At 50.1% G+C, this 22,015-nt stretch carries 15 protein-coding genes; 10 read left to right on the forward strand and 5 right to left on the reverse strand.

The features are described 5' to 3' along the window. Positions 1 to 14: 14 nt before the first annotated feature. From DWZ03_RS00285 to DWZ03_RS00305, 5 genes are all read left to right on the forward strand, one after another. Positions 15 to 2,501 carry a GH36-type glycosyl hydrolase domain-containing protein gene (locus tag DWZ03_RS00285; protein ID WP_061411761.1) on the forward strand — a complete coding sequence of 829 codons (2,487 nt, stop codon included), beginning with the start codon at positions 15 to 17 and terminating at the stop codon, positions 2,499 to 2,501. 18 nt (positions 2,502 to 2,519) lie between these two features. Further along, on the forward strand, positions 2,520 to 3,524 hold the full coding sequence (locus DWZ03_RS00290; protein WP_005825039.1) for an aldo/keto reductase: 1,005 nt from the start codon (positions 2,520 to 2,522) through the stop codon (positions 3,522 to 3,524). A gap of 6 nt (positions 3,525 to 3,530) precedes the next feature. Next, the gene (locus tag DWZ03_RS00295) at positions 3,531 to 5,546 is read left to right on the forward strand and encodes a glycoside hydrolase family 97 protein (RefSeq protein WP_061411763.1); all 2,016 of its coding nucleotides are present in this window, start codon (positions 3,531 to 3,533) and stop codon (positions 5,544 to 5,546) included. A gap of 191 nt (positions 5,547 to 5,737) precedes the next feature. Beyond that, positions 5,738 to 6,376 carry a DUF4136 domain-containing protein gene (locus tag DWZ03_RS00300; protein WP_061411765.1) on the forward strand — a complete coding sequence of 213 codons (639 nt, stop codon included), beginning with the start codon at positions 5,738 to 5,740 and terminating at the stop codon, positions 6,374 to 6,376. A gap of 123 nt (positions 6,377 to 6,499) precedes the next feature. Beyond that, entirely contained in the window at positions 6,500 to 7,129 is a 630-nt protein-coding gene (locus DWZ03_RS00305; protein ID WP_061411767.1) for an outer membrane beta-barrel protein, read from the forward strand. Between the two features lie 108 nt (positions 7,130 to 7,237). Here DWZ03_RS00305 and DWZ03_RS00310 read toward each other — a convergent pair whose 3' ends face one another. The 4 genes from DWZ03_RS00310 to DWZ03_RS00325 are packed head-to-tail and all read right to left on the reverse strand — an operon-like array spanning position 7,238 to position 15,029. Next, positions 7,238 to 10,282, reverse strand: a complete 3,045-nt coding sequence (locus DWZ03_RS00310) for a glycoside hydrolase family 3 N-terminal domain-containing protein (protein ID WP_061411769.1) — start codon at positions 10,280 to 10,282, stop codon at positions 7,238 to 7,240. A gap of 20 nt (positions 10,283 to 10,302) precedes the next feature. Continuing rightward, positions 10,303 to 13,317, reverse strand: a complete 3,015-nt coding sequence (locus DWZ03_RS00315; RefSeq protein WP_061411771.1) for a glycoside hydrolase family 3 N-terminal domain-containing protein — start codon at positions 13,315 to 13,317, stop codon at positions 10,303 to 10,305. A 1-nt stretch (position 13,318) separates the two neighbouring features. Beyond that, entirely contained in the window at positions 13,319 to 14,236 is a 918-nt protein-coding gene (locus tag DWZ03_RS00320; protein ID WP_005825055.1) for a bifunctional metallophosphatase/5'-nucleotidase, read from the reverse strand. A 22-nt stretch (positions 14,237 to 14,258) separates the two neighbouring features. Beyond that, positions 14,259 to 15,029 (reverse strand): 5'-nucleotidase C-terminal domain-containing protein, encoded by a 771-nt coding sequence (locus tag DWZ03_RS00325; RefSeq protein ID WP_016273980.1) that lies wholly within the window; start codon positions 15,027 to 15,029, stop codon positions 14,259 to 14,261. A 259-nt stretch (positions 15,030 to 15,288) separates the two neighbouring features. On the opposite strand from DWZ03_RS00325, the gene rplS reads away from it, so the two are divergent. Continuing rightward, positions 15,289 to 15,642: a 50S ribosomal protein L19 gene (rplS, locus tag DWZ03_RS00330; protein WP_004292313.1), complete on the forward strand. Its 354-nt coding sequence runs from the start codon at positions 15,289 to 15,291 to the stop codon at positions 15,640 to 15,642. A 757-nt stretch (positions 15,643 to 16,399) separates the two neighbouring features. Here the strand turns inward: rplS and DWZ03_RS00335 are convergent. Next, positions 16,400 to 17,380: an ROK family protein gene (locus tag DWZ03_RS00335; protein ID WP_005825067.1), complete on the reverse strand. Its 981-nt coding sequence runs from the start codon at positions 17,378 to 17,380 to the stop codon at positions 16,400 to 16,402. A 176-nt stretch (positions 17,381 to 17,556) separates the two neighbouring features. Between DWZ03_RS00335 and DWZ03_RS00340 the strand changes: the two genes are divergently transcribed. From DWZ03_RS00340 to DWZ03_RS00355, 4 genes are all read left to right on the forward strand, one after another. Continuing rightward, positions 17,557 to 18,273 (forward strand): ABC transporter ATP-binding protein, encoded by a 717-nt coding sequence (locus DWZ03_RS00340; RefSeq protein WP_005825069.1) that lies wholly within the window; start codon positions 17,557 to 17,559, stop codon positions 18,271 to 18,273. A 54-nt stretch (positions 18,274 to 18,327) separates the two neighbouring features. Then, on the forward strand, positions 18,328 to 19,587 hold the full coding sequence (locus tag DWZ03_RS00345) for an ABC transporter permease (RefSeq protein WP_005825072.1): 1,260 nt from the start codon (positions 18,328 to 18,330) through the stop codon (positions 19,585 to 19,587). Between the two features lie 5 nt (positions 19,588 to 19,592). Next, positions 19,593 to 20,834, forward strand: coding sequence for an ABC transporter permease (locus DWZ03_RS00350; RefSeq protein WP_120128419.1), 1,242 nt, complete (start codon positions 19,593 to 19,595; stop codon positions 20,832 to 20,834). 69 nt (positions 20,835 to 20,903) lie between these two features. Next, positions 20,904 to 22,007 (forward strand): efflux RND transporter periplasmic adaptor subunit, encoded by a 1,104-nt coding sequence (locus DWZ03_RS00355; RefSeq protein WP_120128422.1) that lies wholly within the window; start codon positions 20,904 to 20,906, stop codon positions 22,005 to 22,007. Positions 22,008 to 22,015 lie beyond the last annotated feature (8 nt).

Consider the following 22,015-nt stretch of genomic DNA (forward strand, 5'->3'; position numbering starts at 1 on the left):
ATACAAGAAATAATATGCAAGACAAAAGATTCGGATATTTCGATGACGACAACCGCGAATACGTCATTACCGACCCCAAGACACCTTGGCCATGGATTAACTACCTAGGCAATGAAGACTTCTTCTCACTCATCTCCAATACCGCCGGAGGCTATTCCTTCTACAAGGACGCCAAGTTCCGCCGCATCACCCGCTACCGCTACAACAACGTGCCGATGGACAACGGGGGACGCTACTTCTACATCAATGAAGGCGGCAACGTATGGTCTCCCACCTGGAAGCCCTGCAAGACCGCACTCGACAGCTACGAATGCCGCCACGGCATGAGCTACACCCGCATCACCGGAGCCAAAGACGGCATCGAAGCCAGCCTGCTCTTCTTCGTCCCACTGAAGACCTGGGGAGAGGTGCAGAAGCTGACCTTGCGGAACACTTCTGCCAAAGTGAGAAAACTCAAACTATTCTCTTTTGCCGAATGGTGCTTGTGGAATGCCGCTACGGACATGGAGAACTTCCAGCGTAACTTCTCCACGGGAGAGGTGGAAGTGGACGGGTCTGTCATCTACCACAAGACGGAATACAAGGAACGCCGCAATCACTACGCCTTCTACAGTGTCAATACACCCGTAGACGGTTTCGATACCGACCGCGAAACATTCGTGGGACTCTACAACGAGTTTGCCGACCCGGAACGGGTAGTAGAAGGCAGACCGGGCAACAGCATTGCCCACGGTTGGAGTCCCATCGCCTCGCACTATCTGGAAGTAGAACTGCAACCCGGCGAAAGCCGCGACTTCATCTTCCTGCTGGGCTATGTGGAAAACAAGCAGGAGGCAAAGTTCGAGGAACGTGAAGAATCTCTGCATGAAGCGTTCAAGCAGAGTGTACCCTCTTCACCTATTATAAATAAGGTAAAAGCTAAGGCGATGATTTCGGCCTTCGACACTACCGCCAAAGTAGATGCTGCCTTTGCCGAACTGAAAGCCTACTGGGACCGCCTGCTGGACATCTACGTCGTGAAGACCGACGAAGAAAAACTGGACCGCATGGTGAACATCTGGAACCAGTATCAGTGCATGATTACCTTCAACATGTCCCGTTCCGCCTCTTTCTTCGAGAGCGGCATCGGTCGTGGAATGGGCTTCCGCGACTCCAACCAAGACCTCGTGGGCTTCGTGCATCAGATACCGGAACGCGCCCGCGAACGAATCATCGACATAGCTTCTACTCAATTCCCCGACGGAGGATGCTACCACCAATACCAACCGCTGACCAAACGCGGCAACAACGACATCGGCGGCGGCTTCAACGACGACCCCATGTGGCTTATCTTCGGCACCGTGGCCTACATCAAGGAGTCGGGAGACTTCAGCATCCTGGACGAGCCCGTTCCCTTCGACAACAAGGAGGGTTCGGAGGTTTCTCTGTTCGAGCACCTGCGCGTTTCCTTCAACCATGTCATCGAGAACCTCGGCCCCCACATGCTGCCCCTCATCGGCCGTGCCGACTGGAACGACTGCCTGAACCTGAACTGCTTCTCCTGGGACCCGAATGAATCCTTCCAGACCACGGAAAACCAGACGGAAGGTAGTCAGGCGGAATCGCTGATGATTGCCGGCTTGTTCGTAGTGTGCGGACGCGACTATGTGGAACTGTGCCGCCGCTTGGGCAAAGACGACGAAGCCAACCGCGCACAAACCTACATAGACAATATGGTGGAAGCCGTAAAAAAACATGGTTGGGACGGTGACTGGTACTTGCGCGCCTACGATTACTTCGGCCACAAGGTAGGTTCCAAAGAGAACGAAGAAGGACAAATCTTCATCGAATCGCAAGGCTGGTGCACCATGGCAGGCATCGGACTGGAAGAAGGCATGGTAGAAAAAGCACTGGACTCCGTAAAGGAACGCCTGGACTGCGAACACGGTATTGTACTCAACAATCCACCCTTCACCCGCTATGTTGTGGAGTATGGAGAAATCTCCACCTATCCCGCCGGCTACAAGGAAAATGCGGGTATCTTCTGCCACAACAACCCGTGGGTCATCATCGGAGAAACCGTACTGGGACGGGGTGACCGTTCCTGGGAGTATTTCCGCAAGATATGCCCGTCGTACACCGAAGAGCACAGTGCCCTGCATAAAGTAGAACCTTACGTATGCTGCCAGATGGTGGCCGGCAAGGACGCCGCCCGCCCCGGTGAAGGCAAGAACAGCTGGCTGACTGGAACGGCTGCCTGGATGTGGTATGCCATCACGCAATTCATACTCGGCATCAAGCCTTCGTATGAAGGTCTGGAAATCAATCCTTGTATCCCGGCAGGCTGGAAAGGCTTCAACGTGAAGCGTAGGTTCCGCGGGGCAGAATATCATATTACCGTGAAGAATCCCGATGGTGTGTGCAAAGGCATCAAGTCCGTCACAGTAGACGGCCAGCCGATAGAAGGCAATGTGGTGAACCATCTGCCGGGCACGCATACAGTAGAAGTAATAATGGGATAACCCACAAAATACAATATCATGATAAACCCTATTTATTCTCCAGCGCCCGAACGCTATGACAACGGCATGAAATTCCGCCGTTGCGGGCAAAGCGGCATCCTGCTGCCGGAAATATCACTCGGATTGTGGCACAACTTCGGCGACGTGAACACATTTGCCAATTCCCAGGCCATGGCGCACTATGCCTTCGACCGTGGAATCACGCATTTCGACCTCGCCAACAATTACGGTCCTTCCTACGGTTCCGCCGAAGAGACTTTCGGAATGATTATGAAGAAATCCTTCATGCCCTATCGGGACGAACTGTTCATCTCCACCAAGGCCGGACACGACATGTGGCCCGGCCCCTACGGGGAGTGGGGCTCACGCAAGTACCTGATGAGCAGCCTCAACCAAAGTCTGAAACGGATGAACCTGGAGTATGTGGACATCTTCTACTCCCACCGCTACGACCCGGATACTCCGCTTGAAGAGACCCTGCAAGCACTGGTTGATATCGTACGGCAAGGCAAAGCACTCTATGTAGGAATCTCCAAATATCCCAAAGAGGCGGCCGAGTTTGCCTACAAATACCTGGAAGAACGGGATGTACACTGCCTGCTCTATCAAGGCAGATACAATCTCTTCAACCGCGAACCGGAAGAAGAAGGTATCCTGCAGCAAGCCAAAGGGAACGGAACCGGCTTCATCGCCTTCTCCCCGCTGGCGCAGGGCCTGCTGACCAACCGCTACCTGAATGGTATTCCCGAAGATTCGCGCATGGCAAAGGGGGCTTTCCTGAAGAAAGAAGCACTGACCGACGAGACGCTGCAAAAAATCAAGGCACTCAACGAAGTTGCTGCCTCACGCGGGCAAACCCTTGCCGAGATGTCACTTGCCTGGCTGTTGAAGGACGACCTGGTGACAAGCGTCATCATCGGAGCGAGCTCCGTTGCCCAACTGGCAGATAACTTGAAAGCGACTGAAAATACAGACTTCTCTGCCGAGGAACTGGAGAAGATAAAGAAAATCATTCAAAAATAAATCAACATGAAAAGCCTCCTTATTCAAACCTTTTGTTTATTATTCCTTTGCTTGGGCACGGTCCGTGCACAGCAATACCAACTTGCATCACCCAACGGAAAACTATCCGTTACGGTAGATGCCGGAGAAGCCCTCACCTGGCAGATAGCACACGACGGAACCACGGTGCTGCAACCCTCTGCCATCGCCCTGCAAGGCAGAGATGAAAAATCAGCCAAGAAAGCAATAACTTTCGGTAAAAATGTAAAAGTAATCCGTGCAGAACGCAAGTCCGTGGAGTCCTCCTTCCCCACTCCCCTCTATAAAAAAGCAAGTGTGAAGGATGTCTACAACCAGCTGACACTGAAATGCCGCGGAGGCTACAGCGTACAGTTCCGCGCATACGATGACGGCGCTGCCTATCGCTTCATTTCCGAACAGAACAAGCCGTTTATCGTCCTCAACGAAACTGCGGACTTCAATTTCGACAAGGATTACCAGGCATTTGTACCTTACATAAACGACAACCGCAACGGTGAGCGCTATTGCTTCTCTTTCGAGTCTTACTACGACGAAGCCCCGTTGTCCAAAATGCACACCGACTCACTCTCCATCACCCCACTGATGGTTTGCCTGGACGGAGGAAAGAAAGCCGTTATCATGGAAGCCGGATTGGAAAACTATCCCGGCATGTTCCTCACTGCAAATCCCCAGACACGTCAAGGAGTGCAGGCAGCATTTGCCCCCTATCCGCTGGAAGAAACAATCGGCGGACACAACCGGCTGAACCTGATACCGACAAAACGTGCAGACTACATCGCCCGTTGTGCCAAGCAGGAGCTCCCCTGGCGTGTGGTGCTCGTCACCGAAAAGGACACGCAGCTTGCCGACAATGACATGGCACAGCGTCTTGCCCCCGCCTGCCGCATCAAAGACATTTCCTGGATTAAACCCGGCAAAGTGGCTTGGGACTGGTGGAACACCTGCAACTTGACTGGCGTAGACTTCAAAGCCGGCATGAACACCCCGACTTATAAGGCATTCATCGACTTTGCCGCCGACAACAACCTGGAATATATCATCATCGATGACGGCTGGAGCGGAAACGAATCCTTATTGAAAGACCTGAATCCGGATATCGATTTAAAGGAACTGGTAGCCTACGGAAACCAGAAGGGCGTCGGCATCATTCTCTGGGCAAGCTGGCGAAATTCTGCCAAAGATACGGAAGCCGCATTCAGCCACTATGCACAGATGGGTATCAAGGGCTTCAAGATAGACTTCTTCGACCGTGACGACCAGCCACTGGTACAGTCCGTAGAACGCATTGTAGCCTACGCCGCCGAGCACCGCCTGGTATTGGACCTGCATGGCCTCAAGCCATACGGTATACAGCGCACCTATCCCAACGTCTTGAACTTTGAAGGTGTAAAGGGATTGGAGAACGCCAAATGGGAACCGATAGTGAACGGAGCCCCCCTCCACAACTTCCCACGCTATGACGTGACTGCTCCCTACCTGCGCATGCTTGTCGGCCCGATGGACTACACACCGGGAGCCATGATGAACGCAACCCGCGAAACCTTCCGTGCCGTCAACGACCATCCGATGAGCCAGGGTACGCGCGTCCACCAGATGGCGATATACACCCTCTTCGAAGCCCCGCTGCAAATGCTTGCCGACAGCCCCAGCAAATATATGAAGGAGCAGGAATGCACGGACTTCATTGCCAAAGTGCCTACCGTTTTCGACGAGACCGTGGCACTGGACGGTGAAGTAGGTGAATACCTTACACTGGCACGCCGCAAGGGAGACGTCTGGTACGTCGCCTCCATGACCGACTGGACACCACGCGACTGTACCATCGACCTTTCCTTCCTCGGAGAAGGAAGTTACGAAGCCGAAATCTTTTCCGACGGCATCAATGCCGACCGGGAAGCAACCGACTACAAGAAAGAAGTACGCACCGTGACCTCGGGGGACAAGCTGAACATACACATGGCACCCGGAGGAGGATGGACAGCACGGATATGGAAAAGATGACAGGGGGATAAAGTAATGACATGATAAGTGCAATAGGGTGACAGTTACGTTAAAAGTGCTGTCACCCTATTCCTTTATCACTTTTAACATACCTCTACGTGAACCTTTTATATCCTATCTTGTTTTTTCTCACAAAAGCCTAAGGTACCATAGGGCAGGAATTTATATTAAACCTAAACAATTATAAAAGTATGAAGAAATTTATTCCCCTATTATTAGCGGTCTTTGCAGTGACGCTTGCATCTTGCGAAAAAGACCCTGACATGGATAAGCTGGACAATAATTATCTGGTTTATACCAACTATGACAAGAAGGCGGATTTCAAAACCTTCGAAACTTATTACTTGCCGGACAGCATTCTGGTCATCGGTGATAAGGAAAACGCCGAATACTGGAAAGATGAGAATGCCCAGGAAATTCTCAACGCTTATGTCACTAACATGAATAGCCGCGGCTACATCCGTGTGGATGACCGGGAAGAAGCCGACCTTGGCTTGCAGGTAAGCTATGTCAGAAGTACCTATTACTTCACCGACTACGGACGTCCCGAATGGTGGTGGAACTATCCAGGCTACTGGGATGCTCCTTACTGGGGCAACTGGGGCGGATGGTATTATCCCTATGCCGTGAACTATTCCTACAGCACCGGTTCCTTTATCAGCGAATTGTTGAATCTGGAGGCGCCGCAAGGCCAGAGCGAGAAACTTCCTGTTCTGTGGACCAGCTATATGAGCGGCTTGCTGAGTGGTTCTACTTCTGTCAATACCAAACTTGCCGTGCAAGGTGTGAACCAAGCTTTCACTCAATCAACTTACCTGACTAACAAGTAGTGACAAGCTACGAGCTATAAGTGACAAATGACGGGTTACCCAATATTAAGGTAACAAGAATAATACGGCAGCATCCTTTCCGGACTGGGAAGTTGCCATTGAACCAAAAAACAAGAACAAAGTATGAAAACAATAAAATATCTTTCCTTGAGAGTATTTGCGGTTACCGCTCTTGCTCTCGTCTTCGCCCTACCGACGAAGGCACAGATGACCGATAACGGTTATGCCAATATCGACTGGCAATATAACTTTCCTCTCAGCAACAACTTCGCCGACAAATCAAGCGGCTGGGGTATGAATTTTGAAGGCGGTTACTTCCTGACAGACAATTTTGCATTGGGAGCTTTCTTGAACTACCATAGCAACCATGAGTATTTCGGTCGGCAGACACTTCCCGTAGGCGAAGGCGGCAGTCTGAATACCGACCAGCAGCACACTGCATTCCAGTTGCCTTTCGGGCTGGCCTCCCGCTATGTATGGAACCGTGGAGGTGCATTCCAGCCGTATGCCGGTGTAAAACTGGGTGCTGAATATGCACAGTTGAAGTCAACTTTCAACGTATTCGAAGCCAACAAAGATACATGGGGTTTCTATGTATCTCCTGAAATTGGTTTCAATGTGTATCCTTGGGCTTATGGACCGGGCTTGCATTTCGCAGCCTATTACAGCTACGGTACGAACAAAGGTGACCTCTTTACGTACAGCGTAGACGGTTTGAGCAATTTCGGTCTGCGCGTAGGTATTGCGTTCTGATAAGACACACACTTAAAGCTTAACAGATAGAATTTAATTGTTTCAAAATTGAAGAAGAAAAGAGCCTTTCCTGCGTGAGCAAGGGAGGCTCTTTTTAATTTGTACCAATTATTTTTTTCCTCTCAGCATCGCCTTATATACCGCCTCCTGAATCCTCATCCTTATATCCAGCCTCATCAACTTGTTATTCCACACATCCGGATAGGTGCGGTTGCTCAAAAAGACATAAACCAAGCCGTTCTCCGGGTCTGTCCAGGCGCAAGTACCCGTGAAACCGGTATGACCGTAGACAGAAGCAGGGGCAGACTCTGCGCAGGGACTCTTCTGGGGATTACGCCGGTCGGGCTTATCAAATCCCAGCCCCCGGCGGCTTATCCTTGAGACGGTGGTAGTAAATACCCTGCAAGTCTCCTTGCTCAAATAGCGCTTACCGTCCAGTTCACCCCCATTCAGCAACATCTGATAGACTTTTGCCACTTCTCCGGCAGTGGAGAACAGCCCGGCATTACCGGAAACGCCGCCCTGAAAAGCTGCAGATTCATCATGTACAAATCCTTGCAAGGTAGTCTTACGCAAGAAAGGATCTGTTGATGAAGGTACAATATCTTCCTTCTTCAAGAAGCGCAGAGGAAGATACCCCGTACGCTCCAATCCCATCGGAGTATAGAATTCCTTGGCCAGATATTCGTCCATAGACATGCCGGTGCGCGCCTCGACCAACTGCTGCAACAAGATAAAGCCCACACAACTATAACGGTAACGTTTATCTCTAAGCGAAGTATCCACAATCTTCTGCAAGTACTCTTGCTTGAAGGAACGGTTCAGCCAAAGGCTGTCGGACACTTGCATCGTATATTCCGGTGTCTGCACCTTCGACGTCAGTCCCTGACGGAAGCGGAACTTAGGGTTCGCCCAAGTCTGCCGTCCGATGCGTGCGGAATGCCGGGCATCGGGACGTGCCTTGAACAAAGTGCCGGTGTAGCTCTCTTCATCAATCGCTTCCTGATAGAATAGCAAGGTAGAAGGTAGACCGGATTCATGCATCAGCAGTTCGCGTACCGTAATATTCTTCTTGTCCGTATCCTGTAGGAAAGGCAGATAATCCGACACCCGGTCTGTAAGATTGAGGCGTCCGCCATCGTACAACTTCATCACAGCAAGCAGCGTGGCTGTGGTCTTTGTCAGCGAAGCGATGTCGTATACATCCGTCTTCTTTACGGGAAGCGCCTTGCTTCCGGCCTCGTTCCAGACGTGGGTACCGAAAGCTTTATTATACATCTCCCTACCATCCTTCAGCACCACCACCTGGCAACCGGGGTAAGCCCCTTCACGAATGCCTTCTTCAGCTATCTTGTCTATTTCAGCCAGCAGACGGGAATTCATACCATGCTCTTCGGGTACAAAGCGGGGGGCGCTTTGAGGAGTCAGCGTCACTCCCGCACCGGCAGCAAACCGACTACCGATACTGGCAGACAAGCGTCCCTCTGAACAAGCGCTGCCATAAACAATCCGGGCAACCTGCCGCTGTACCTCCTCGTTGGAGGAGTGTGCCAAAATCACCGCTTCAGCAGCAGCGTCCCCTTGTTTTATCTGCAATACCTGCTTGCCAGGAATAAAGAACAGATAAACCACCGGTACGTCAGGAGCGAACTTTGCAAAGAAATTCTGATAGGGCGTCAAACGGTGTTCGGTGACACAGACCAGAATACGTTTGTACTTGGCCAGCGCATTCCTCAAACGGTTCCCGTCAGCCTCCGGCAGATTCTTGCCCAAATGGAACTCCACAGGACGGGTATACTGCGACAGTTCCTTGAGGAACGGCTGGATTTCCTGCGCTTCTCCCACATTGAGCACGGCAACTTCACCGATGGAAGGGTCCAGCGGAAGTACCTCGTCCCGGTTATCCAGCACAGTGATGGCCGCCAAGTTCAGCCGGCGCATCAAATCACGCGTTTTCGGAGTATTGATGCGGGTCCCCAAACCTGAAAGCTGTACATGGGGTTTCTTTTCCAACCCAAGGGCATATTTATATTTCAGTACTTTACGGCATTTCGCCTCTATCTCTTTCTCTGTCAGCTCCCCTTTTTTCACAGCGGCAAGCACAGCCTCCACTTCTTCCTTAATACGCCGGGGGACAAGCAGCAAATCATTGCCGGCTTTCAGCGCCTGCAAACAGATGCTTTCATTGCCCGATACCCCTTTCATGGCAAGGGCATCTGTAAAGACAAGCCCCTGAAAGCCGAGGTCATTCACCAACAGACCGGAAACTACCTTACGCGAAAGCGAAGACGGGAGCCCCTTTTGCGGCTCTATGGTAGGCACCTCCAAGTGCCCCACCATCATTCCTCCCAATCCGGCACGAATGGCTTTTCTGAAAGGATAAAGCTCTATACTGTCCAGACGGGCACGGGTAAAAGGCAGCACGGGCAACGCCTTATGAGAATCCACATCCGTATCCCCATGCCCCGGAAAGTGCTTGCTGACAGAAAGTACACCACCATCCTCCAACCCTTTGGAGTAGGCAACAACCTTGTTCGCCACATTGAACGGACTTTCACCGAAGGAACGGGTATTGATAACCGGATTCTTGGGATTGATATTCACATCCGCTACAGGAGCAAAATTCACTTGCACCCCCAGTTCACGGCATTGGCGGGCCACTTCGCGCCCATATTCATAAATCAGTGTATCGTTCTGTATGCAGCCCAGCACCATGTTTCGCGGAAAGTTCGGAGTACCGCGGAGGCGCATAGCCAGTCCCCATTCACCGTCAAAGGTAATCATCAGCGGAACTTCCGCCATCCGCTGCGCCTCATTGGTCAACATCACCTGGTTCTGCATCAATCCGCCGGAGAATAACAGACCGCCTACCTTATAGTCCTCCACCACCTTACGCAGCAGTTCCTTGTTGGCCTTGTCCTGCTGGGGGGCAATCGTATAGATGAACAGTTGTCCGATGCGTTCTTTCAGAGTCAGACGCTGCATGACGGAATCCACCCACTGCCTGCACCGCACGTCACTGTTCAAGAGACGTACAAGCGAAGGGTCGTTCGGCGGCACCGGAGTAAACGGCATCGGGCCAAGCTGCGCTTTCAGAAGCGGACAAAGACAACACAATATAGTGATATAGGCAAGCAGGTATATTCTCTTCATTCCTTATAGATAGATTGTTTTTAGGGGATTTGCGGAATAATACTTTTATAAATCAATTCCTGGATATCTCTTCTTATATTCATGTCACCCAGTTTCGTGTTCCATACATTGGGGCACAAGCGGTTGCTGAGGAATACATACACTGTCTTGTTTTCCGGGTCCACCCAAGCACAAGTACCGGTAAATCCGGTATGTCCATATACTGCTTCCGGAGCGGAAGGAGCACAAGGGCTGCGCTTCACAATGGATACATCCGGCTTGTCGAATCCCAGACCGCGACGGCTGATGGCAGATTTCTCCGTCGTAAACAAACGGCAGGTTGCCTCACTCAAGAAACGCTTGCCATTGAATTCACCGCCGTTCAGCAACATTTGATAAACCTTTGCCACCTCTTCGGCCGTAGAGAAAAGTCCTGCATTACCGGACACCCCACCCATGCAGGCAGCAGTCTCGTCATGCACATATCCGCATATATCCTGGCGACGCAGGAAGTCATTGGATGCCGTGGGCATGATTTCCGCTTTGGTGAACTTCGTCAAAGGCAGAAACATAGTACGTTGCAATCCCATCGGGGCATAGAACTCACGGGCAAGGTACAAATCCATCGGCAGCTCCGTCACCTTCTCCACTACCTGCTGCAACAGCACGAAGCCGAGGTCGCTGTAAACATAACGTTTGCCATCCAACTCGCACTTGGCTATCCGCTGAAGGATAGAATTCTTGAAACTCTTGTTCAGCCACATGCCATCTGCCATGTGCAGGGTATAGACCGGTGTATTCTTGTCGGACACCATCCCTTTCCGGAACTTAAAATCGGAACAATAATAGCTATGCTCGCTTACCTGCGTACGATGCCACTCGTCCACCCAACTCTGGGAGTACGGACCGTGTACCGAATTCGGGTCTATGATGTCCAGGTAGAAGCGGATATAGGGAGGAAGCCCCGATTCGTGGAACAAAAGTTCGCGGATGGTAATGTTCCGCTTGTTGCCATTGCGCAAGAAGGGCAGATAAGCGGAAACCTTGTCATCCAGTTTTATCTTGCCCTCATCATACAGTTTCATGACGGCAAGCAACGTAGCCGTAGTCTTGGTCAGCGAAGCCAAATCAAAAAGGTCCGAAGAACGGACAGTAGTGGTATCCTTATCAGAGTGGGTTCCGAAGCCTTTGTCATATACCGGCAGTCCGTCTTTCCACACCAGCACGCGGCAACCGGGATAAGCTCCCGCTTCCAGTCCCTTCCGGGCAACGGCATCGATACTTTGCAGCACATACGATTTCATGCCGTAATCTTCCGGAACAGTCTTCCCCGGTTTCATGCCCGGTTCAATCATACAGCCCGTTCCCGCTGGAAACAGTTTACCGATACTCATCGACATTCTGCCACTGGCCGGCTTTTTGGCAAAAAGAACATCAACCACGTATTGCTGCAAATCCGTCTCTGCCGAATGTGCCAGCACCACAGCGCTAGATTTGGCAAGTGCGGGCATCAGAGGTTGCAATGTACGGTAAGAGGTAAAAAAAGTATAGACCAGCGGAGCACGCAGGTTCAAGCCTTCCAGAAAGGCCACATCACGGTCGCTGACATAAGCCGAACCGGTGATGCTGATAACCACGCGACGGAAAGCAGCCAACTGCCCCTGCACTTCCTGCCAGAGAGCCTCATCGGCATTCCAAGGCAAGTGGAAATGGCTGATGCCTGCATTCTTTTTCATAGCTTCCACAAAGGGAGCATCTGCCTCCTTCTCTCCGATGCTGAGCACGGCAATATCACCTTCCACCGGTGCCAGCGGGAGGACATCGAAATAATTGTTCAATACAGTCACTGCCGAACGGCGCAACTTGGCAGCCAACGCCTGCGCTTCCTCCGTATTGATGCGATAGCTCATTCCGCTGACCCGAAGTTGCGGCTGGCGGTTTCTCAAGCCAAGCATATACTTGTACATCAATACCTTGCGGCACTTGGCATCAAGTTCGTCCTTACTCAGTTGTCCCGACTCCACTGCATCTACCAGCTCCTGCACCGCATTCTTCGTATTGAACTGTACCAGCACCATATCATTTCCCGCCAGCAGCGCTTTGGTAGTTACCTGCGGAATGGCAGACACACCCTTCATGTCCAAGGCATCGGTAAACACCAGCCCTTTAAAGCCGAGTTCATCCTTCAACAGCCCGGTCACCACATTCCGCGACAAGGAAGAAGGAGTCACCCCGTCCGGGTCCAGCGCCTGCACTTGCAGATGGCCTACCATGACACCCCCCAATCCGGCACGTACCATTTCCTTGAAGGGATAAAGTTCCACACTGTCCAGGCGTGCACGGTCGTAGTGCAAGGCGGGAAGCGCCTTATGAGAATCCACATCCGTATCGCCATGCCCGGGGAAATGCTTGCAAACGGAAAGTATGCCCCCGCTTTCGAGCCCACGGCTGTATGCCACCACCTTTTCCGCCACCCGCTGCGGGTTCTCGCCAAAGGAGCGTACGTGTATCACCGGGTTCAGCGGATTCGTATTGACATCCGCATCGGGTGCAAAATTGACGTGTACCCCCAATTCGCGGAACTGGCGGGCCACCTCACGTCCATATTCTTCAATCAGGCCATTGTCCTCGATACATCCCAAGGCGGCATTACGGGGATAGTCCGGAGCGCCTTTCAGCCTCATTGACAGTCCCCACTCTCCATCGAAAGTAACCATAACGGGAATCTTGGCATCCTTCCGGGCCATATTGGTCAAGATAGCCTGCTCTTCCGGAGTACCTTCGGAAAACAGCAAGCCACCGACCTTGTATTTCTTTACCAGCTCGCGCATCTGCTTTTTCGTGGCCTTGTCTGCTCTGGCCGGAATGGTGGCAACGATGAGCTGCCCCACTTTTTCGTGTACATTCAGACCTGACAACACGGAGTCCACCCATTGCCGGCACCGGTTGTCTGCAGCCGAAGGAAGAAACGGGCCTCCCGTCTGGGCGTGAAGTGAAGATAATCCCAATATAAACAATCCTGCAACCCATAAAAGGAGGGTGAGTCTTTTCATCATGCTATTTTTCAGTTAAAGTAAGTACCATTTCTCCTACGTAGATGCCACTCTTTCCGGTGTGCAGCACGGGAACGCTCTTGCCGTCCGCATTCAGATAAACGGCAGGCTTTTCCATAAAAGTATGCGAATGTCCTCCCAAAATGACATCAATGCCACGCGTCTTGCCTACCAGGTTCTCGTCGGAAGCGCCTTCGGGATTTGCACTGCGGATACCCAAATGAGACATGCAAATCACAACCTCGCAATTCTCCTTCTCCCTGAGAAGGTCTGTCATTTCTTGGGCCACCTTTATCGGGTCGTTGTAGACAATGCCTATGCATTTATCCGCCTGCACCAGCCCTTCCATCTTGGGGGCCAGGCCGAAGATTCCGATTTTCACCCCTTCGCGCACCAAGGTGATATAAGGCTTCACCAGCCCTTCGAGTACCGTACCCGTCACGTCATAATTGGAACAGACCACGGGAAAATCCGCCATACGGAACAATTCCGCCATATTCTCAAGTCCGAAATCAAATTCATGATTACCTATCGTCATGGCATCATAGCCCATGAGGTTCATCATCTTGACCTCCAGCTCGCCTTTGAAAAAGTTATAATAAGGGGTACCTTGCGAGATGTCTCCGCAATCCAGCAGCAACATATCCGGATGCTTGCCGCGAAACTGCTTTACAAAACCGGCACGGCGCACCACACCGCCCATCCCGGCATACTCGTCGGCAGCCTCGGCGCTGATGGGTTCTATACGGCTGTGCGTATCGCTGGTGTGCAGGATAAACAGTTGTTTTCCGGATTGGCCGGACGATACAGAATCGGCGGACACCAGGCAAAGGGGTTCTTCAGTAATGACACGCCCCTCTTGCTGTGCCGATGCGGGGAGCATGAAAAGCAGCAGGGCTGCCAAGGAATACATATGTTTCATAGAACTTCTGTTTTTTTAATGCTTACTCTTTAACGACCACTCTTCCCTCCATGCGCGAAGTCACCTTCTTGCCGGCTGCCGTCTGCTTCTCCACATACTTCATGAACAGACCACGCAGTGTAGCCCCATCCGGGCACTCCCTTTTATCCGCCTGCAGGAAAGCCGTCATTCCATCGTTTCCATCAGCCAGATAATCAATCGTGGCAACCGTATAGTCACGGTCATCCTCCACCGGCTTGCCGGCAATGGAAGCCTGGAGCAGCTTGCCATCCTTGCTGATTTCCAACTGTATACCACTCACCCCTTCACCAAGTCTCACCGCAATGTTTTCAAACAAGTGCTTCATGGCAGAGCCTTTCATCGTCAGCACACAGAGCGAATTCTCAAAAGGCAATATCTCATAGATGTTTTCGGTAGTGATATCTCCTTCCGTCAGGGAATTCCGGATTCCACCGATATTGATTAGCCCCATATCGGCCGGTTTGCCCAGCACTTCCACCGCAGCCTCACGCAGTACATCTGCAATCAGATTGGATAAAAGGCTTTCGGGCCGGAATCTGTCCATCGACATTTCTGCGGTTCCCACCACATGATACATAACGCTGTCCATCCGGGCCTTGTAAGGCGCCAGCAGAGCCACGGCTTCGGCATCCGGCTCGGCATCCCAGACAGAGTTCATGGGAATTCTGCCTCCCTCTACCTTGGTTACTTCGTAGGAAGAATGGCAGGAAACCAATAGAAGCGCAACCGCCAACACTGCCCCCGCAAGGAGACTGAAAGTTTGTTTCTTCATATTCATTTAGTTTTAAATTGCTACAAATATACTTTTCTTTTGCGACTGAGCCACACAATTAACCGATTATTTAGACTTGCGTTTAGCAGAATGAAACGCTCAAAAATCATCCCAACTGGCGAAAAAAAGCTTGAAGCACTTGTGTATCTGGCAAATAATTCGTTCCTTTGCACCGCTTTCGCGCAATCGCTGTCAGGACACCAAGAGAGAAGCCTGGTATGTTGCGTTGTAACGATGAAACAATTTAATAATAAAAACAATGGATTTAATTAAAATTGCAGAAGAAGCATTTGCTACCGGAAAACAGCACCCGAGCTTCAAGGCAGGTGACACTGTAACAGTAGCATATCGTATTGTCGAGGGTAACAAGGAACGTGTACAGCTGTACCGTGGTGTTGTTATCAAGATTGCCGGACATGGAGACAAGAAGCGTTTTACAGTACGTAAGATGTCAGGAACCATAGGCGTAGAACGTATTTTCCCGATTGAATCACCGGCTATCGACAGCATCGAAGTGAACAAGGTGGGTAAAGTTCGTCGCGCTAAACTGTACTACCTGCGCGCTCTTACCGGTAAGAAAGCAAGAATCAAAGAAAAAAGAGTTAACGGTTAATTCCAGACTCCTATTTCGAAATAAAAAAGGGAAACTGACAATGTCGGTTTCCCTTTTTTAGTGATATACACAGTAGGCATACACACCATGCGATACTCTACTGCTACTCCCTCATTCAAAACATTGTAAGCCTGCGCTCCTTTCCTTTCACATAAGCCTTCCTTCTTGCTGATATGTTAGTTTATCAGCGCCCAACGGCCGTGAGACGCTCTGCTAACGACCGTCAACAAGGTGCTTTATGGCCGTTAGGCGAACGCCTCACGGCCGTTAAACAGCTCTCATATGCATAGCTTGCCTATACTGAATACCTATCTTATCCATACCAAAAACCTGACTTCCACCTATTATCGCACGGGCTTTTACGAAGTTAATACCGTGTTTGCAGGAAACCAATAGCTTGTTTACACGATATTGGCAAATTGCCCCATATCCTATTAATTTATTGTACTACAAGACATTAATAGATTATTTGGCGTAAATTTAAGGTGGAAGCAAAAGTTGCTTCCACCTTTTCAAGTTGCTTCCACAGCATCCGCAACCCCAATGAATAAAGGGATACAGAGAATGGGTGGAAGTGTGGAAGCAACTTGTGACATAACTTTATTGCTGAGGAATATGTGCCACCAAAGAAAAAAAGGTGTGTCGAAACTCTCATAAACTAAAAATCACCCTCGCCACAGATAGGTGTAGCGAGGGTGACTTCGATAGAAGGGGAGTTTTGACATATCCCCTCCTTTATCAGTTTCCCTAATATTGATTACTTGATATCTCTCAGCTCCCAGCCCAACGCACTGGCACCCAGCACTGCAGCATCAGAGTCCTTCAACTCGGAAGCCAGCAACTTGGTCTTACCTTTGTAGATATTCAATACATTGTCGTCAATAGCTTTCTGGATAGGCTTGAAGATATAGTCTCCCGCTTTTGCCAGACCACCGAACAACACGATAGCTTCCGGACTGGAGAAAGCGATGAAGTCAGCCAAAGCCTCACCCAAGATGGTTCCGGTAAACTCAAAGATGTCTTGAGCAATCTTGTCACCCTTCACCGCTGCATCATACACATCCTTGGAAGTAATGTTTTCTGCCGGAATGTCGCGCAACAAACTCGGTTCGGTACTCTTGGTCAAGAACTCACGTGCAGAACGCGCCACACCCGTAGCCGAACAATAAGTTTCCAGACAGCCGTGACGTCCGCATCCGCAGAGACGTCCGTTTTCACGACGGATAATAGTATGTCCCAACTCTCCGGCAAAACCGTCATGGCCATATACCATCTGACCGTTAATAACGATACCGCTACCTACACCGGTGCCAAGAGTTATCATGATAAAGTCTTTCATACCACGAGCCGCACCGTAAGTCATTTCACCGATACCGGCAGCATTGGCGTCGTTTGTCAAAGCGGTAGGGATACCCAAGCGCTCTTCAAACATGGCAGCCAAAGGAATTACACCCTTCCAGGGAAGGTTCGGGGCAAACTCAATAGTACCGCTGTAATAGTTTCCGTTAGGAGCACCGATACCGATACCTTTTATCTTGTCTACTCCACCGTTGGCAATAATGAGCGGCAACAGATTCTTGCAAACTTCGTCTACGTAATCATTGACGTCCTCATAAGCTCCGGTTTTGATGGAACTGCTTGCAATAATAGTTCCGCGTGCGTCTACAATACCAAAGACGGTGTTTGTTCCGCCTATGTCAATGCCCACTACATAGGGCTTTTCCATGTTTGAATTCATGATATTACTTTTGTTTAAAGGGTTAGTTAATCACATTCATGGTTACAAAAATCACAAAGAAAAACGACACTGCAAAATCTTTTTTTAAAAAAGTTTGCAACTTTTGCAACTTTTCGTAGCATTGCTGCGTCTAATAGTGAAAATTAATAAGAGTAAAGCAATAAACAGGGAAAACAGTGATACAACTAAAAGACATTAACAAGACCTACAACAACGGAGCACCGCTGCATGTGCTCAAAGGTATCAACCTCGACATTCAGAAAGGCGAATTTGTTTCCATCATGGGCTCATCGGGTTCGGGAAAGTCCACTTTACTCAATATACTGGGTATTCTGGATAGTTACGACACGGGGGAATATTATCTGAACGGTACCCTCATCAAGAACCTCAGCGAAACGAAGGCAGCCGAGTACCGCAACCGTATGATTGGTTTCATCTTCCAGTCCTTCAATCTCATTTCCTTCAAGAATGCAGTGGAGAATGTGGCGCTTCCTCTCTTTTATCAAGGAGTGAGCCGCCGCAAACGTAATGCGCTGGCACTGGAATATCTGGACCGCCTGGGGCTGAAAGAGTGGGCACACCACATGCCAAATGAGATGTCCGGTGGACAGAAACAACGTGTAGCCATCGCCCGTGCCCTCATTACCCAACCGCAGATTATCCTTGCCGATGAACCTACCGGCGCGCTCGACAGCAAGACTTCCGTAGAGGTGATGCAGATTCTAAAGGAACTGCACGATACGGGCATGACCATCGTAGTCGTGACCCACGAAAGCGGTGTTGCCAACCAGACGGACAAGATTATCCATATCAAAGACGGTATCATAGGTAGCATCGAGACGAATCTGAACCACGATGCAAGCCCGTTCGGAAAAGACGGATTCATGAAATAATAAAGGAAGAGCCCCCTCCCCCTTTAATTTTTAATTCTTAATTTTTAATTATCAATGATAGACCTTTGGCAAGAAATATACGGAACCATCAAACGCAACAAACTGCGTACATTCCTGACGGGCTTTGCCGTGGCATGGGGAATCTTCATGCTCATCGTGCTGCTCGGAGCCGGAAACGGTATCATACATGCCTTCGAGCAAAATGCGTCGGAGCGTGCCTTGAACTCTATCCGCATCTTCCCCGGCTGGACCACCAAGTCATACGACGGTCTGAAAGAAGGACGCCGCGTCCAACTGGACAACCGGGACATGGATGACACGGAGAAGCAATTCACTGAAAATGTCATCAGTGCCGGTGCCACCGTGCGTCAAAGTAATGTAAACGTCAGCTTCGGACAAGAATATATCAATATCTCTCTGCTGGGCGTATATCCCAACTACACCGAAGTGGAAACCGTGAAAACAGCGGACGGACGTTTCATCAACTACAACGACCTGAAAGACCGACGTAAAGTCATCATCCTCCATAAGAAATCTGCAGATATCCTTTTCGGAAAAACGCATACTGAACCCATCGGACAATTTGTCAATGCCAGTGGAGTGGCCTATCAAGTAGTAGGCCTCTACAATGACCAGGGAGACCGCGAGGCAAACGAAGCGTATATCCCCTTCTCCACCTTGCAGACCATCTATAATAAAGGAGACAAGCTGAATAACATCATCTTTACAACCAAGAACCTGCACAGCATAGAAAGTAACGAAGCCTTTGAAAAAGAATACCGCAAGGCTATTGCCACCAATCACCGCTTTGACCCCACAGATGAGAGCGCCATATGGATATGGAATCGTTTCACCAACTATCTGCAGACACAGAATGCAATGGGTATCCTCCGGACTGCAATCTGGGTTATCGGTATCTTCACACTGTTGAGTGGGATTGTCGGCGTGTCGAACATAATGCTGATTACCGTGAAAGAACGTACCCGGGAATTTGGTATCCGTAAGGCATTGGGAGCAAAACCTTTCTCCATCCTTTGGCTGATTATTGTGGAAAGCGTGACTATCACTACGCTATTCGGTTATATCGGTATGGTGGCAGGCATCGGGGTGACGGAATGGATGAACTCTGCTTTCGGTAGCCAGACGATGGATGCCGGCATGTTCCAGCAGACCATGTTCTCCGATCCCACCGTAGACCTCAGTATTGCTATCCAAGCTACCCTGACCCTTATCATAGCGGGTACGTTGGCTGGGTTCTTCCCGGCTAAGAAAGCGGTAAGTATCAGTCCTATTGAAGCACTTAGAGCAGATTAAAGATTATGAGAATAGACATAGATACGTGTGAGGAAATCCTCATCACAATAACAAGGAACAAAACGAGAAGCCTGCTTACGGCGTTCGGCGTATTCTGGGGTATCTTTATGCTGGTGGCGCTTATCGGTGGCGGCCAGGGCATGCAGGAAGAACTAAAATCCCAGTTCGAAGGATTTGCAACCAACTCGGGCTTTATCGCTGCACAAAAGACAAGCGAGGCTTATAAAGGTTTTCGCAAAGGACGATGGTGGGATTTGGAGATGGAAGATGTGGACCGTGTACGCAATGTGGACGGTGTGGCGCTTGCCACGCCTTCCATTGCCTTATGGGGACAAGTGGCTGTCTACGGAGACAACAAGTACGACTGTAGTGTGAAAGGCTTGTATCCCGAATATGAACAGATAGAACATCAAGAGATGACCTATGGACGTTTCATCAATGATGTCGACATTAAAGAGTCGCGTAAAGTGTGTGTAATCGGCAAACGTGTTTATGAAAGCCTCTTCAAACCCGGTGAAGACCCCTGCGGCAAATATGTCCGGGTAAATGGTATCTATTACCGGGTTATCGGAATGTGTTCATCCGAAGGCAATGTCAATATACAAGGGCAGGCCTCTGAAGCCATTACATTGCCTTTTTCCACCATGCAACAGACCTACAACCTCGGAAAGAAACTGCATGTAGTATGTTTCATCATGAAACCGGGAGTAAAAGTGAAAGACGTGCAGCCCGAAGTGGAACGTCTTGTAAAAGCGGCGCACTACATTGCTCCCGATGACAAACAAGCCGTCATGCTTCTGAATGCGGAAGCTATGTTCTCCATGATGGACAACCTGATGATTGGAGTGCGCTTTCTAATCTGGATGGTAGGTTTGGGGACGCTGTTTGCCGGAGCTATCGGCGTATCGAATATCATGATGGTAACCGTCAAGGAGCGCACAACGGAAATAGGCATACGCCGTGCCATAGGTGCCCGTCCTAAAGACATTCTGCAACAAATTCTTTCGGAAAGCATGGTGCTGACCACTATAGCGGGTATGGCAGGTATTTCTTTTGCCGTATTCGTGCTGCAAATACTTGAAAAGGCAGCCAATGGTCCGGACATCGTCAAAACCCACTATCAGGTTTCATTCGGACTGGCTATCGGGACCTGCATCCTCCTCATCGCATTGGGAATGCTTGCCGGACTGGCACCTGCTTACCGCGCCATGGCCATCAAGCCGATTGAGGCAATCAGGGATGAATAAACCGGTAACCGTGAAACATGAAACAATGGCTGCCATATCAATTGTAAATAATTAAATCGTAAATATAAGATGAAAACTAAAAAGTATCTGAAAATCGCATTATTGGTAGTAATAGCTGCCCTATTTATCTGGACGTTTGTATTCCTATACCAAAAGTCCCAGCCCAAAGTGAAGGTATACGAAACTGTCGTTCCGGAAGTGACAGACCTCGAAAAGACTACCGTAGCCACCGGCAAGGTGGAACCTAGAGACGAAGTACTTATCAAACCGCAGATTTCCGGCATCATATCTGAAGTGTACAAGGAGGCCGGACAAAGCATAAAACAAGGTGAAGTGATTGCCAAAGTGAAGGTTATTCCAGAGCTGGGCACATTGAACTCCGCTGAAAGCCGCGTACGACTGGCTGAAATCAGTACCACCCAAGCTGAAACAGATTTCGCACGTACCAAGAAGCTGTACGACGACAAGCTTATCAGCGCCGAAGAGTACGAAAAGGGAGAAGTCAACGTAAAGCAGGCACGCGAAGAGTTACAGACAGCCAAAGACAATCTGGAAATCGTAAAGGAAGGCATCACCAAGAACAGCGCCTCTTTCAGCAGTACGCTGATACGTTCCACCATCACCGGCCTGATTCTGGATGTACCCATCAAAGTAGGTAACTCGGTTATCATGAGCAATACCTTCAATGACGGCACCACCATCGCCACTGTTGCCAACATGAACGACCTGATTTTCCGCGGCAACATCGACGAAACGGAAGTGGGCCGTGTACACGAAGGCATGCCGGTGAAACTGACCATCGGCGCCCTGCAGAATCTTTCGTTCGACGCCACGCTGGAATACATATCCCCGAAAGGCGTGGAAGAAAACGGTGCCAATCAGTTTGAAATCAAAGCTGCCATTGCCGCACCGGACAGCGTACAGATACGTTCCGGCTATTCTGCCAACGCAGAAATCGTATTGGAACGTGCTCAAAAGGCTCTTGCCGTACCGGAAAGTACCGTTGAATTCAATGGTGACAGCACCTTTGTATACGTAATGACGGACAGCATACCGGTACAGAAGTTCGAACGCCGTCCTATCCAAGTCGGCATGAGCGACGGCATAAAGATTGCCATCAAAAGCGGCATCACTGCCCAGGACAAGATTCGCAGTGCAGAGAAAAAGGATTAAGAAACGGA

Origin of the sequence: Bacteroides sp. AF29-11 (assembly GCF_003602895.1) — a bacterium.
In the GTDB taxonomy this organism is placed as follows: domain Bacteria; phylum Bacteroidota; class Bacteroidia; order Bacteroidales; family Bacteroidaceae; genus Bacteroides; species Bacteroides uniformis.